This window comes from Pseudoxanthobacter soli DSM 19599, from assembly GCF_900148505.1.
GTDB lineage: Bacteria > Pseudomonadota > Alphaproteobacteria > Rhizobiales > Segnochrobactraceae > Pseudoxanthobacter > Pseudoxanthobacter soli.
This window is the reverse complement of sequence record NZ_FRXO01000015.1, coordinates 46,113-59,954: the sequence shown is the minus strand read 5'-3', so window position 1 is coordinate 59,954 and position 13,842 is coordinate 46,113. Positions and strand designations below refer to the sequence as shown.

The window sequence follows — 13,842 nt, the reverse complement described above, 5'->3', positions numbered from 1 at the left end:
GCGAGACGCGGCGCGCGACGAGGATGAGCCGCGAGACGCGGCTCAGTGCAGCGCCTCGCTCGAACGGGCGCCGTCGCGGACTGCGGCGCTCGCTTCCGCGTGCGAGACCCAGCCGTTGAAGACGAGGTTCAGCACCACCGCCATCAGCGCGGCCAGCACGATGCCGGAATGCAGCACCGGCGCCAGCGCGCCCGGCAGGGCGTTGAAGAAACTCGGCGCCAGCACCGGGATCATGCCGAACCCGACTGAGATCGCGACGATATAGAGGTTGTTGCGGTTGGCGGCGTAGTCGACGCCGGCGAGGATGCGCACGCCCGTCGCCGCGACCATGCCGAACATCACGATGCCGGCGCCGCCGAGCACGAACACCGGCACGGATTCGACCAGCGCGCCGAGCTTGGGAACCACCCCCATCGCCAGCAGGATGAGGCCGCCGGCGACGCAGACGAACCGGCTGCGGATGCCGGTGACGCCGACGAGCCCGACATTCTGCGAGAACGACGTGTACGGGAACGTGTTGAACACGCCGCCGATCAGGGTGCCGAGGCCGTCCGCCCGGAGGCCGCGGGCGAGGTCGTCCTGCGTCACCGGGCGTTCCACCATCTCGCCGAGGGCGAGGAACATGCCGGTCGATTCGATCATGACGATGATCATGATCACGCACATGGTGACGACCGACACCGGATCGAACACCGGCATGCCGAAATGGAACGGCATCACCAGCCCGAACCAGGGCGCCGTCACCACCTTGTCGAAGTGCATCATGCCGAGGGCATAGGTCGCGAGCGCGCCGACCACGATGCCGATCAGGATGGCGATGTTGCGCACGAAGCCGGTGGCGAACCGCATCACCGCGAGGATGACGCAGAGCACGAACGCGGCGACGGCGAGGTGGGAGGGATCGCCGTAGCCGGGCAGCGTGGGGTTCGGCGCGCCCGCCGCCCAGTTGATGCCGATGCCCATCAGGGACAGCCCGATCACCAGGATCACCGTGCCGGTGACGACCGGCGGGAACAGCGGCAGCAGCCGGCTCATGAACGGCGCGACGAGGATCGTGAACAGGCCGGCGGCGATCACCGAGCCGAACATGGCGACGAGGCCGAGGGCCGGATCGGTCGCCATCGCCACCATCGGGCCGACGGCGGCGAAGGTGCAGCCCATCATCACCGGCAGCCGGATGCCTGCGAAGCGGCCGAGGCCGAACGACTGGATCAGCGTGGCGATGCCGCAGGCGAGCAGGTCGGCGTTGATGAGGAGCGCGACGTCCTCCGGCGGCAGCTTCGCCGCGCGGCCGATGATCAGGGGCACGGCGATGGCGCCGGCATACATCACGAACACATGCTGGAAGCCGAGCGTGACGAGGCGCGGCGTCGGCAGCACTTCGTCGGTCGGGTGGATGGCTGCCGTCGTCACCGTCATGATGCCTCTCCTCGTTCCCTCGCCGCTCGCCGGCGCTGCGGAAACCGAAGCATCTTCCGTGCCACCACGCCGGCGCGGGCCGACGGGCCGCGCGGTGGCGGCCGATAAAAAAAGCGGCGGTGGCGACCCGGGAATGGGGCCGCCACCGCCGCTTCCAAAAGGGAAACCGGCTTTTTCGCGCCGCAGAGGGGGCGTCCCGGCGCGGGAGGGCTTCCCCTGGAGCTCACACGGCGAGCCGCTGCAGCACCTCGTCCTCGTTCATCTCGGCGCGGGTGCCGGACATGACGATGGCACCGCGTTCCATCACGGCCCATGTGTCGCACAGGTCGCGGGCGAAATCGAAATATTGCTCCACCAGCAGGATCGCCATGGTGCCCTGGCTGCGCAGGAAATCGATGGCGCGGCCGATATCCTTGATGATGGACGGCTGGATGCCCTCGGTCGGCTCGTCGAGCACGAGCAGGCGGGGGCGGGTGATGAGGGCGCGGGCGATGGCGAGCTGCTGCTGCTGGCCGCCGGAAAGGTCGCCGCCGCGCCGGTGCAGCATGTCCTTCAGCACCGGGAACAGGTCGTAGATGGTCTCGGGGATGTAGCGCTCGGAGCGCTTCAGCGGGGCGAAGCCGGTCTCCAGGTTCTCCTTGACCGACAGCAGCGGGAAGATCTCGCGGCCCTGCGGCACGAAGGCGATGCCGCCGCGCGCGCGGTCGTAGGATTTCAGCTTCGAGATCTCGCGGTCCTCGAACCGGATGGCGCCGCGGGAAATGGGCTCGCGGCCGGTGATGGCGCGCAGCAGCGAGGTCTTGCCGACGCCGTTGCGGCCGAGCACCGTCGTCACCTTGCCGGTCTCGGCGGTGATGGAGACATCGCGCAGCGCCTGGGCGGCACCGTAATAGAGATCGATGGATTCGACGCTCAGCATGGGCCTCTCCATGGAACCTGCATCCGGGGTGCAGGCCCGATAGTCCGGTTGTCGACGGTTGGCGGCCGGAGGGCGATCCGGCCGCGGGCGCGCCGTCGTTCAGCGACCGAGATAGACCTCCACGACGCGCTCGTTGACCGAGACCGCGTCGATGGAGCCCTCGGCCAGCGTCGAGCCCTCGTGCAGCACCGTGACCTTGCAGTCGAGTTCGCGCACGAACAGCATGTCGTGCTCGACCACCACCACGGCGTGGCCCTGGGCGCAGATCTTCTTCAGGAGCTTGGCCGTTTCCATCGTCTCGGAATCGGTCATGCCCGCCACCGGCTCGTCGACCAGCAGGAGCTTCGGGTCCTGGGCGAGCAGCATGGCGATCTCCAGCCACTGCTTCTGCCCGTGGGACAGGTCGGCGGCGAGGCGGTCGCGATGCTCGGTCATGCGGGCGATGTCGAGCACCTCGGTGATGCGCTCGCGGGCGATGCGGTTGCGCTCGCCGAACAGGGCCGACCACGGACTGCGCGGCCCCTTGAGCGCGAGGCGGACATTGTCCTCCACCGTCAGCGTCTCGAACACCGTCGGCTTCTGGAACTTGCGGCCGATGCCGAGTTCCGCGATGGCCGCCTCGTCGAGCTGGGTGAGGTCGACGGCGCCGTCGAACATCACCACGCCGCCGTCCGGCTTGGTCTTGCCGGTGATGCAATCCATCATCGTGGTCTTGCCGGCGCCGTTCGGGCCGATGATCGCCCGCATCTCGCCGGGCGCGATGGCGAGCGAGAGCTGGTTCAGTGCCCGGAAGCCGTCGAACGAGACGTGCACGCCATCGAGATAGAGGATGGTGTTGGTCAGCGGCGTGCCGTGGGTGTGGACGGGCGGCGGCGGGGCCACGGACGTTTCGGGGAGGTCGGCGCTCACGGTCATCGGGATCACTCCGCCGGCTTTTCGGTCGCGGTGAAGGCGACGGGTTCGGGGGCGGCGGACGCAGGCGGCGCCCGGCGGCGGTTCTTCCACTGGTTGACGACGCCCAGAATGCCCTTCGGCAGATAGAGCGTGACGACCACGAACAGGAGGCCGAGGGCGAACAGCCACACTTCGGGCAGCGCGCCGGTGAGCCACGTCTTGGCGAAGTTGACGACCACCGCCCCGAGCGCCGCGCCGACGAGGGTGCCGCGCCCGCCGACCGCGACCCAGATCACGGCCTCGATGGAGTTCGCCGGGGAGAATTCCGACGGGTTGATGATGCCGACCTGGGTGACGTAGAGCGCTCCGGCGACGCCGGCCATCATCGCCGACACCGTCCAGGCGACGAGCTTGTAGTGCTCGACGCGGTAGCCGAGGAAGCGGGTGCGGGATTCCGCGTCGCGCACCGCCACGAGCACCTTGCCGTAGGTGGAGAGCGTCAGCGCGCGGGAGATGAGATAGCCGAGCGCCAGCGCGACCAGAGTGGCGACGAACAGCGCCACGCGGACGCCCTCGGCGCGGATGTCGAAGCCGAGGATGTCCTTGAAGTCGGTCAGGCCGTTGTTGCCACCGAAGCCCATGTCGTTGCGGAAGAACGCGAGCAGGAGCGCGAACGTCATCGCCTGGGTGATGATGGAGAGATAGACGCCGTTGACGCGGGAACGGAACGTCAGCCAGCCGAACACGAAGGCGAGGATGCCGGGCGCGACGACCACCATCAGCATCGCGAAGGCGAAGCTGTCGAAGCCGTACCAGTACCAGGGCAGCTCGGTCCAGTTCAGGAACACCATGAAGTCCGGCAGCACCGGGTTGCCGTAGACGCCGCGCGAGCCGATCTGCCGCATCAGGTACATGCCCATCGCGTAGCCGCCGAGGGCGAAGAACGCGCCGTGGCCGAGCGAGAGGATGCCGCAATAGCCCCACACCAGATCGAGCGCGAGCGCGAGCAGGGCGTAGCTCAGGTACTTGCCCATGAGCGACACGGCGTAGGTCGGGACGTGGAAGGCGGAATCCGGCGGGAACACCAGGTTCGCGAAGGGAACGAAGATCCCCGCCGCCACGAGCACGATGAGGAAGATGCGGCCCTTGGTATCGAGGAAGCCGAAGCGGGCGGGACTGGCGGTCGGCGTGCTGGATGGCGCGCTCATGCTTCGATAGCCCTTCCCTTCAGCGCGAACAGGCCGCGCGGCTTCTTCTGGATGAACAGGATCAGGAGCACCAGGATCAGGATCTTGCCGAGCACGGCGCCGGCATAGGGCTCCAGTAGCTTGTTGGCGACGCCGAGGGTCAGCGCGCTGACGAGGGTGCCCCAGAGATTGCCGACGCCGCCGAACACCACGACCATGAAGCTGTCGACGATGTAGCCCTGGCCGAGATTGGGCGAGACGTTGTCGATCTGGGAGAGCGCCACCCCGGCGATGCCGGCGATGCCGGAGCCCATCGCGAACGCCATGGTGTCGACCATCGGGGTGCGGATGCCCATCGAGGCCGCCATCTTCCGGTTCTGGGTGACGGCGCGCATCTTCAGGCCGAACGAGGTCGACTTCAGCAGTGTCAGCAACCCGAAGAACACCGCGATGGCGAACACCACGATCCACATGCGGCCGTAGGTGATGGTGACGCCGGCAACCTCGAACGCGCCCGACATGTAGCTCGGCGCATCGACCTGACGGTTGGTCGGGCCGAACAGCGAGCGCACCGCCTGCTGCAGGATCAGGCTGATGCCCCAGGTGGCGAGCAGGGTTTCGAGCGGCCGGCCGTAGAGGTGGCGGATCACGGTGCGCTCGATCAGCACGCCCACCGCGCCGGTAACCACGAAGGCGAGCGGGATGGCGACCGGCAGCGACAGGCCGATCATGTCCGGCGCATAGGCGCGGCAGACCTCCTGAACCACGAAGGTGGTGTAGGCGCCGAGCATCACCATCTCGCCGTGGGCCATGTTGATGATGCCCATCACGCCGAAGGTGATGGCGAGCCCGATGGCGGCGAGCAGCAGCACCGAGCCGAGCGACAGGCCGTACCAGACGTTCTGGAACACCGCCGCGATCTGCTGCTTGTTCTGGATCGCGCGGATGCCGGCATCGATCGCGGCGGCGTCGGCCGGGCTAGCGCCGGCCTTGGCCGCGTCGAGGATCGAAAGCGCATCCTGGTCGCCGCGGGCGACGATGCTGGCGACGGCGGCGCTGCGGGCTTCGGCGTTCGCCTGCGGATCGTTGAGGATCAGCACCGCATGGGCCTGTTCGAGCACGGTGCGGATGCCGGGGTCGGTCTCCTTGGCGAGCGCGGCCTCGATCGCCGGCAACGCGGCTTCGTCGCGCGACTTGAAAACGGCGTCGGCGGCGGCGAGGCGCTTGGCGGGATCGGGCGACATCAGCGTCAGCATGCCGACCGCGGCATCGACGGCGCGGCGCACGCGGTTGTTGACGCGCACGGCCTTGAGGCCGGAGGGGGCGTCCGCCACCGCCGCGCCAGTGCGCGCGTCGGTCAGCGCGCCGTCCGGGGCCTTGACGAACAGGGTCTTGCTGCCGGCATCGACCATCAGACGGCCGTCGCCGAGCGCCTCGATCACCGTGGCGGCTTCCGGCGCGCCGCTGGCGGCGAGCTCGGTCACGCCTTTCTCGATGTCGGGAAATTTCGGGCTGGCGATCAGCGCCAGCGCGTCGTCGACCGCGTCGGCGCGGGCGGGTGTGCCCGACAGGCCGAGGCCGGCCGCCACGACGAGACAGGTCAGCAGGCACGCCATCAGGCCGGCGAAACGGCGGAGCGGATTGCGGGCAACGAACTGGCGGATCACGAGCGGCACCCCGTCTTGCGGAGGATGCACCGGCCGGATCGTTCGGCGATGCACCGGGAGGGGAGGCCGGCGCCGCAGGGCGCCGGCCGGTTGGTCAGGAGAGAGGATCGGGCCGGGCGCGATCACGCCCGGCCGTGTGCTCCGCGCGTCAGTTCGCTGCGCCGGCGCCGCCGCACTTGCCGGTCTTGACGTTGAAGTTTCCGCACGACATCGGCGAGCGCCAGTCGGCGATCAGGTCGCGGGAACCCTCGAGGTACGGGGACCATTCCTGCGCGACGATCAGGCCGGGGGTCTCGGACACGATCTCGAACTGGCCGTTGTCCTGGATCTCGCCGATCAGCACGGGCTTGGTGATGTGGTGGTTCGGCATCATCGCCGAGTAGCCGCCCGAGAGGTTCGGGACCGAGACGCCGATCATGTCCGGGATGACCTTGCTCGGATCGGTGGTGCCGGCCTTCTCGACCGCCTTAACCCACATGTTGAAGCCGATATAGGTGGCTTCCATCGGGTCGTTGGTCACGCGCTTGTCGTTCTTGATGAACTCTTTCCACTTCTTGATGAACTCGGCGTTCTCCGGCGTGTCGACGGACTCGAAGTAGTTCCACGCGGCGAGGTGGCCGACGAGCGGCTTGGTGTCGATGCCGGCGAGTTCCTCTTCGCCGACCGAGAAGGCGACGACCGGGATGTCGGTGGCCTTGATGCCCTGGTTGGCGAGTTCCTTGTAGAACGGCACGTTGGCGTCGCCGTTGATGGTGGAGACCACGGCGGTCTTCTTGCCCTCGGAGCCGAACTTCTTGATCTCGGCGACGCGGGTCTGCCAGTCGGAGAAGCCGAACGGCGTGTAGTTGATCGAGATGTCCTCGGCCTTCACGCCCTTGGACTTCAGGTAGGCCTCGAGGATCTTGTTGGTCGTGCGCGGATAGACGTAGTCGGTGCCTTCAAGCACCCAGCGCTGGACGCCCTCGTTCTCCATCAGATAGTCGACGGCCGGGATCGCCTGCTGGTTCGGGGCGGCGCCGGTGTAGAAGATGTTCTTCGAGGATTCCTCGCCTTCGTACTGCACCGGGTAGAACAGGATGCCGTTCAGCTCCTCGAACACCGGCAGCACGGACTTGCGCGACACCGACGTCCAGCAGCCGAACACCGCCGCGACCTTGTCCTTGGTCAGGAGCTCGCGGGCCTTCTCGGCGAACAGCGGCCAGTTGGAGGCGGGATCGACGACCACCGCCTCGAGCTTCTTGCCGAGCAGGCCGCCCTTCTTGTTCTGCTCGTCGATCAGCATCAGGACGGTGTCCTTCAGCGTGGTCTCCGAGATCGCCATGGTGCCGGACAGCGAGTGCAGCACGCCGACCTTGATGGTGTCGTCGGCGGCCTTGGCATGCTGGGCACCGGCGAGGGCCACGGCACCAACCATGGCGAGCGCGCCGAAGGCGCGGCGGGCGGAGCGGAGGAAGCGCGGAAGCCGGCCGGCGGGAGCGGCGGGCTCCTCCGGGCGGTTCCAGGATGCGTCAAGGGTCGTCGACGTCATGGAGTGTTCCCCTGTTTGCGGTGATGAGGCTTATTTTTCGGCACGATGCCTTTCCAGCCAGCCCCGACTGTCGGCGCATCTCGCGCTGCAGCAAATACGTCGAATGACGTAGGGGGCGGCGGAGGTGCCGGAGGGCCGCGGAACGCCGCGCAATTTGGTCGTCCCGCAGCGCTGCCGGGGCGATGGAGCGGGCGGGCTGCGAAACGGCATCCGGTTTGCATCGCATGAGGCGAGCGATCCCGTGGACAAGCGTGCGGATCGATGCCAAAGCACGCATCCTCGCGGGTGCGCGAGGCCGGGCGTTCGCCCGCGATGCCGGCGCCGGACCGGTCGGGGGAGGGGCGAAAGCAAGCGATGTCGGGGCGTCAGCGCATCCTCCCGGTCCGGCGGGAATACAACCGCTGGGTCGCCAACCAGACGCTGGAGGACTACGCCCTTCGCTTCACCGCCAAGCGGGCGCGGCGCTGGTCGGCCGGGCGCGTGGCGCAGACGGCGATCGGCGCGATCTCGTTCCTGGCGCTGGAGGCGATCGGCGGCGCCATCACGCTGAGCTACGGCTTCACCAATGCGGTGGCCGCGATCCTCGCCGTCAGCGTCGTGATCCTTTTGACCGGCATCCCCATCGCGCGCTATGCCGCCCGCTACGGCGTCGACATCGATCTCCTGACGCGCGGCGCGGGCTTCGGCTATATCGGCTCCACCATCACGTCGCTGATCTATGCGACGTTCACCTTCATGCTGTTCGCCATCGAGGCGTCGATCATGTCGTCGGCGCTGGAGCTGTGCTTCGGCATTCCGCTCTGGCTCGGCTACATCATCTCGTCGCTGGCGGTCATTCCGCTCGTCACCCACGGCATCACCGGCATCAGCCGCTTCCAGCTCTGGACCCAGCCGGTCTGGATCGTGCTCAACATCCTGCCGTTCGTGTTCATCGCCATCCACGACTGGCCCGCAATCCAGGCCTGGACGGCCTTCGGCGGCGCGCCCGGCCATCCGACCGCGACGCCATCGGCGACCTTCGACCTGCTGCATTTCGGGGCGGCCGCCGCGGTGATCCTGGCGCTCATTCCCCAGATCGGCGAACAGGTCGACTTCCTGCGCTTCCTGCCGCCGCGCGAATACGACCGGGAAGCGCCGCGCACGGGCAGGGGCTGGTCGGCGGCGCTGCTGTTCGCCGGCCCGGGCTGGATCATCCTCGGCGCGCCGAAGCTGCTGGCCGGCTCCTTCCTCGCCTATCTGGCGCTGCGCGCGGGCGTGCCCGAGGACCATGCCGCCGAGCCGGCGCAGATGTTCCACGTCGCGTTCGGCTACGTGTTTTCCTCATCGGGCGTGGTGCTCGCCGTCACCGCCGGTTTCGTGGTGGTGTCGCAGCTCAAGATCAACGTGATGAACGCCTATGCCGGCTCGTTGGCGTGGTCGAACTTCTTCTCGCGGCTCACCCACAGCCATCCGGGCCGGGTGGTGTGGCTGGTGTTCAATGTCGCCATCGCGCTGATGCTGATGGAACTCGGCATCTACCGCGCGCTGGAGCGCACCCTCGGCGTGTTCTCCATCGCCGCCGTCGCCTGGCTCGGCGTGATGGTGGCCGATCTCGTCATCAACAAGCCGCTCGGCCTCAGCCCGCCGGGAATCGAGTTCAAGCGCGCCCACCTCTACGACGTGAACCCGGTCGGCGTCGGCGGCATGGGGCTCGCGGCCCTCGTCGCGCTCGTCGCGCTGTTCGGGGTGTTCGGGCCGGTGGCGCAGGCGCTCGCGCCGTTCATCGCGCTCGTCGTGGCCCTCGTCGCCACGCCGGCCATCGCCTGGGCGACCGGCGGGCGCTATTATCTCGCCCGCAAGCCGCGCGCCCACTGGCAGAACCGCACCGAGATCCGCTGCAGCGTCTGCGAGCACCATTTCGAGCCGGAGGACATGGCGTTCTGCCCCGCCTATTCCGGGCCGATCTGCTCGCTGTGCTGCTCGCTCGACGCGCGCTGCCACGATCTCTGCAAGCCGAAGGCCCGGTTCCAGGCGCAGGCGATCAGCGCGCTCTCGACGGTGCTGCCGGAGCACGTCGTCGCCCGGTTCAATTCGCGCATCGGCCAATATGCCTGGGTGATGGCGCTGTTTGCGCTCGTCATCGGCGGCCTGCTCGTCATCATCTACACGGTGGTGACCTCGACCGGCGAGGTGCACGGCGACATCGTCGGGCGCACGCTCTGGGCGGCGTTCTTCATCCTGATGATCATCGCCGGCATCTCCGGCTGGTTCTTCGTGCTGGCGAACGAAAGCCGGCGGGTGGCGCAGGAGGAATCCATGCGCCAGAACACCTTGCTGCTGCGCGAGATCGCCGCCCACCGCCGCACCGACGCCGCGCTGCAGAAGGCGAAGGAGATCGCCGAGGCGGCGAACCTCGCCAAGAGCCGCTACGTCGTCGGGCTCAGCCACGAACTGCGCACGCCGCTGAACGCCGTGCTCGGCTACGCCCAGATCCTGGAGCGCGACCCGGCCTTTCCGCCCCGGCGGATCGGCGGCCTGCAATCGATCCGCCGCAACGCGGAACACCTCTCCGGCCTGATCGACGGCCTTCTGGACATCTCCAAGATCGAGGCCGGCCGGCTCCAGATCCAGCGCAACGAGGTGCGCATCGGCGAGTTCCTCGAACAACTCGTCGACATGTTCCGCCTGCAGGCGCGCGCCAAGGGGCTCGATTTCCGCTTCGAGGCGGCGAGATTGCCGGAGGTGGTCGTCACCGACGAGAAGCGGCTGCGGCAGATCCTTATCAATCTCCTGTCGAACGCGATCAAGTTCACCGAGCGCGGCCACGTCGCGCTCAAGGTCGGCTACCGCAACCAGGTCGCCACCATCGCGGTGGAGGATTCCGGGCCGGGCATTCCGCCCGACGAGATCGAGCGCGTGTTCGAGCCGTTCGAGCGCGGGCACGACGCCACCGTGCGGGCGGCCGCCGGCCTCGGCCTCGGGCTCACCATCACCAAGCTTCTGACCGAGCTGATGGGCGGCGACATCTCCGTCTCCAGCACGGTCGGCGAAGGCAGCCGGTTCCAGGCGCGGCTGATGCTGTCGGCGGTGGCGCGCCCGAAGCCGGCCCCGGCCCCGGCCAAGCAGATTCGCGACTACGAGGGTCCCCGGCGCACCGTGCTCGTGGTCGACGACGACGACGATCACCGCGACCTGATCCACGAGGCGCTGGAGCCGATCGGCTTCCTGGTGCTCGACGCCGTCGACGGGCCGGCCTGCCTCGACCTCGTTTCCGAAATCCGGCCCGACCTGTTCCTGCTCGACATCTCGATGCCCGGCATGACGGGGTGGGAACTCGCCCGCCACCTTCGCCGGCGCGGCCACACCGCCCCGATCGTGATGCTCTCGGCCAATATCGGCGACACGCCGCCGGATGCCGGCGAGCATGCGGTGCACAACGAGACGCTGCCGAAGCCGTTCGACCTGCGCCAATTGCTCGAACGCATCCAGGTGCTGCTCGACCTCGTCTGGATCGATGCGGACGAGACCGGGCCGACTAGGGACGAGGCGAAGGAGGGATCGGTCGCGGGGGCGCCGCCGCCCGCTCCCGCCGCCCCGGGGACGCCCGGCCCGCGCGCGGGCGACGTGGCGGAGCTTCTTGGCCTCGCGCGCATCGGCTATGTTCGCGGCATCGAAGCCAAGCTCGCCGCCCTCGAAGGCGACGGCGTCGATCCCGCCTTCATCGACGAGACCCGGCGCCACATGAACGCCTTCGATTTCGACCGCATGACACGGATGCTGGAGGGGCTGGCGGACCATGGCTGATGTGCGGGCGGTTCTGCCGGGCGCGCGCGACATCGTTCTTGTCGTCGACGATTCGCCCGAGACCCTGAAGCTGCTGACCGACGCCCTGGAGCTTTCCGGGGTGACGGTGCTGGTCGCGACCGCGGGCGAGCAGGCGCTGGCCCTGGTGGAGCGCATCACGCCCGACGTGGTGCTGATGGACGCGCTCATGCCCGGCATGGACGGCTTCGAGACCTGCCGGCGGCTGAAGGCCGGCCCGCTCGCCCACGTCCCGATCATCTTCATGACCGGGCTGACGGAGACCGAGCACATCGTGCAGGGGCTGGAGGCGGGCGGCGTCGACTATGTGACGAAGCCGATCAATCTCGACGAGCTGTTCGCGCGCATCCGCGTCCACCTCGCCAATGCCCGCTCGGCTGCCAGCGCGCGGGCGGCGCTCGACACCGCCGGCCGCTACCTGCTCGCCGCCGACCGCGACGGCCGCGTGCTGTGGTCGACGCCCCAGGCGCTGCGCCTGCTCGGCGTCAGCCTCGCCGCCGCGACGGACGGCACGCTTCTCCTGCCGGAAAGCCTTCGGGACTGGCTGCGGGGAAATGGATCTGGCGGCCCGCCTGCGCCGGTCACGCTCGCCGCATCGGACGGGCGCCGGCTGGAATTGTCTCTCCTCGGCAAGACCGGCGAGGACGAATTCCTGTTCCGCCTGACGAGCGACGACACCGCCGGTCAGGAGGCCGTGCTGAAGCAGCGTTATGCCCTGACCGCGCGGGAGGCGGAGGTGCTGGTCTGGATCGCGCGCGGCAAGTCCAACCGCGATATCGGCGACATCCTCGGCCTCAGCCCGCGCACGGTGAACAAGCACCTCGAACAGATCTACGCCAAGCTCGGCGTTGAGAACCGCGCCTCCGCGGCCATCCTGGCCGCCCGCGCCATCGGCGAATTCTAGAGCGCTGTTCGATCGGACGGCATCATCCGATCGCAACGAGAGGATGGGCTCTCGAGCAGGATGGGCTCTCCAGCGCTGTGCCGATCGACAAGCGTCTCAGTGGGCGAGCAGGAGCGGCAGGTCGGCGACCGCCAAGAGTTCCCGCGTGACCCCGCCGAACAGCCATTCCGTCAGTTCCATGTGCCCGTAGGCCCCGGCGACCAGGAGGTCTGCGCCCAGACGATCCGCTTCCCGGACAAGCCGGCTCGCCGTCGGCTCGTCGGTCGGCGGCACCATCCGGAACTCGGGCACGATCGAAGTGAGCGGCCACATCGTGGCCGGATCGGCACTCACGTTGCTCTTCCCCATGACGCTGATGGCCGATATCCGGGTGGCGGCGCGCAGCCAGGGTTCCGCGGCGACGATGGCGCGGCGCATGGTGTCGTCGTCGATCAGCCCGACGGCGATGTGGGCGAAGCCGGCGCGCGCCGCCGCGCGCCATGCCGGAGGCACCAACAGCAGGGGCCTGCCTGTCGAGAAGATCGCGGCGTGAAGCGCGTCCGAGGCATCCATGTTGCCGTCGTGGGGCAGGGTCAGCAGCGCCACGTCCGGCGCGGCCTCGCGGATCACGCTCTCGGTTTCCGCGCCGGTGACGGAGCGCCAGACGACCGGCGCCGCCTTCGGGTCCCGTCGCGCCATCCAGTTGTCGAACGCCGTGCGCACCGCCCGGGCGCGTTCCTCGGGCGGTCCCTCCCTCATCTCCCGCAAGCGCTGGATGCTGATCTCCTCGCTGGCGGCCACCATATGCTCGGGGTCGACGACGACCTCCAGCGCCTCGATCGAGGCGCCCGCCAGCGCGGATGCCGCCAGTTCCGCGGCGTCGAGTGCCGCCGGCACGCTGGCCGCCCCCGTCAGTACCGCCAATATTCTCATGCTCCCGCACTCCCGGACATGGTGGCGAGTGCGCCGGGCAGGAGATAGCCCACAGCGACCGCGACCAGACACAACGCCAACGATAAGGCAATGTTGAGGAAGGCGCGAACGGGTTCGCCGGAATGGAGCAGGGTCAGGGTCTGAAGGCTGAAGGACGAGAACGTGGTGAAGCCGCCGCACAGGCCGACCAGCACGAACTGGCGGATTTCGAGCGGGGTCGACGCGCCCGCCGCGCCCTCGAACAGCGTCGCGAACAGGCCGATGATGAACGAGCCGCCCATGTTGATGAGGATGGTTCCCCACGGCAGCGCATCGCCCAGAAGCAGGGTGAGCCAGCGGTTGATTCCGAAGCGCAGCGCGGAGCCGATGGCACCCCCGAGTGCGACATATCCGTAAGCCAGCATGGCCCGACCTCCCGGCTGTCGCCGCGCCACGACATGTGCGCGGCCGAGGTGGGCAGAGTTCCACGGTGCGGCCCGGGCGACCATTCTACGAACCGTTCGATCGGCTGAACCATCGTATGCGGTGGATATGCCGAGGTGGGAACGCGAATGGCCGGCCCGGGCGTCGCCGGGCCGGCCATCGGATCGGGCTGCGCGGCCCGGATGATA

The 13,842-nt window shown here is 68.6% G+C and carries 10 protein-coding genes; 2 read left to right on the top strand and 8 right to left on the bottom strand.

The genetic code is table 11. The features are described from left to right. Positions 1 to 42 precede the first annotated feature (42 nt). The 6 genes from BUF17_RS21040 to urtA form a co-directional block, all read right to left on the bottom strand. Positions 43 to 1,419, bottom strand: a complete 1,377-nt coding sequence (locus BUF17_RS21040) for a nucleobase:cation symporter-2 family protein (protein WP_073632465.1) — start codon at positions 1,417 to 1,419, stop codon at positions 43 to 45. Positions 1,420 to 1,642: 223 nt separating this feature from the next. Beyond that, on the bottom strand, positions 1,643 to 2,338 hold the full coding sequence (gene urtE / locus BUF17_RS21035; protein WP_073632463.1) for an urea ABC transporter ATP-binding subunit UrtE: 696 nt from the start codon (positions 2,336 to 2,338) through the stop codon (positions 1,643 to 1,645). Positions 2,339 to 2,437: 99 nt separating this feature from the next. After that, complete coding sequence (urtD, locus tag BUF17_RS21030; protein WP_084565072.1) at positions 2,438 to 3,253, bottom strand: urea ABC transporter ATP-binding protein UrtD; 816 nt, start codon at positions 3,251 to 3,253, stop codon at positions 2,438 to 2,440. A 5-nt stretch (positions 3,254 to 3,258) separates the two neighbouring features. Then, a complete protein-coding gene (urtC, locus tag BUF17_RS21025) occupies positions 3,259 to 4,440 on the bottom strand; it encodes an urea ABC transporter permease subunit UrtC (RefSeq protein ID WP_073632461.1) in 1,182 nt (393 codons plus the stop codon). Next, a complete protein-coding gene (urtB, locus tag BUF17_RS21020; protein WP_073632556.1) occupies positions 4,437 to 6,035 on the bottom strand; it encodes an urea ABC transporter permease subunit UrtB in 1,599 nt (532 codons plus the stop codon). Before urtB ends, urtC begins: the two co-directional genes overlap by 4 nt. A gap of 199 nt (positions 6,036 to 6,234) precedes the next feature. After that, complete coding sequence (urtA, locus tag BUF17_RS21015) at positions 6,235 to 7,500, bottom strand: urea ABC transporter substrate-binding protein (protein WP_073632554.1); 1,266 nt, start codon at positions 7,498 to 7,500, stop codon at positions 6,235 to 6,237. A 468-nt stretch (positions 7,501 to 7,968) separates the two neighbouring features. Here urtA and BUF17_RS21010 point away from each other — a divergent pair, with 468 nt between their 5' ends. Both BUF17_RS21010 and BUF17_RS21005 read left to right on the top strand, forming a co-directional pair. Continuing rightward, on the top strand, positions 7,969 to 11,397 hold the full coding sequence (locus BUF17_RS21010) for an ATP-binding protein (protein WP_073632459.1): 3,429 nt from the start codon (positions 7,969 to 7,971) through the stop codon (positions 11,395 to 11,397). After that, positions 11,390 to 12,319, top strand: a complete 930-nt coding sequence (locus BUF17_RS21005) for a response regulator (protein WP_073632457.1) — start codon at positions 11,390 to 11,392, stop codon at positions 12,317 to 12,319. Before BUF17_RS21010 ends, BUF17_RS21005 begins: the two co-directional genes overlap by 8 nt. A gap of 96 nt (positions 12,320 to 12,415) precedes the next feature. Here BUF17_RS21005 and BUF17_RS21000 read toward each other — a convergent pair whose 3' ends face one another. Then, positions 12,416 to 13,231, bottom strand: a complete 816-nt coding sequence (locus BUF17_RS21000; protein WP_084565064.1) for an adenine nucleotide alpha hydrolase family protein — start codon at positions 13,229 to 13,231, stop codon at positions 12,416 to 12,418. Further along, positions 13,228 to 13,635, bottom strand: coding sequence for a fluoride efflux transporter CrcB (gene crcB / locus BUF17_RS20995; protein WP_073632455.1), 408 nt, complete (start codon positions 13,633 to 13,635; stop codon positions 13,228 to 13,230). The genes BUF17_RS21000 and crcB overlap by 4 nt, the downstream gene beginning before the upstream one ends. Between the last annotated feature and the right edge of the window lie 207 nt (positions 13,636 to 13,842).

Coding starts and splice junctions, on each gene's coding strand:
- BUF17_RS21040 (WP_073632465.1), bottom strand. CDS start 1,419: ATGACGGTGACGACGGCAGCCATCCACCCGACCGACGAAGTGCTGCCG.
- urtE (WP_073632463.1), bottom strand. CDS start 2,338: ATGCTGAGCGTCGAATCCATCGATCTCTATTACGGTGCCGCCCAGGCG.
- urtD (WP_084565072.1), bottom strand. CDS start 3,253: ATGACCGTGAGCGCCGACCTCCCCGAAACGTCCGTGGCCCCGCCGCCG.
- urtC (WP_073632461.1), bottom strand. CDS start 4,440: ATGAGCGCGCCATCCAGCACGCCGACCGCCAGTCCCGCCCGCTTCGGC.
- urtB (WP_073632556.1), bottom strand. CDS start 6,035: ATGGCGTGCCTGCTGACCTGTCTCGTCGTGGCGGCCGGCCTCGGCCTG.
- urtA (WP_073632554.1), bottom strand. CDS start 7,500: ATGGTTGGTGCCGTGGCCCTCGCCGGTGCCCAGCATGCCAAGGCCGCC.
- BUF17_RS21010 (WP_073632459.1), top strand. CDS start 7,969: ATGTCGGGGCGTCAGCGCATCCTCCCGGTCCGGCGGGAATACAACCGC.
- BUF17_RS21005 (WP_073632457.1), top strand. CDS start 11,390: ATGGCTGATGTGCGGGCGGTTCTGCCGGGCGCGCGCGACATCGTTCTT.
- BUF17_RS21000 (WP_084565064.1), bottom strand. CDS start 13,231: ATGAGAATATTGGCGGTACTGACGGGGGCGGCCAGCGTGCCGGCGGCA.
- crcB (WP_073632455.1), bottom strand. CDS start 13,635: ATGCTGGCTTACGGATATGTCGCACTCGGGGGTGCCATCGGCTCCGCG.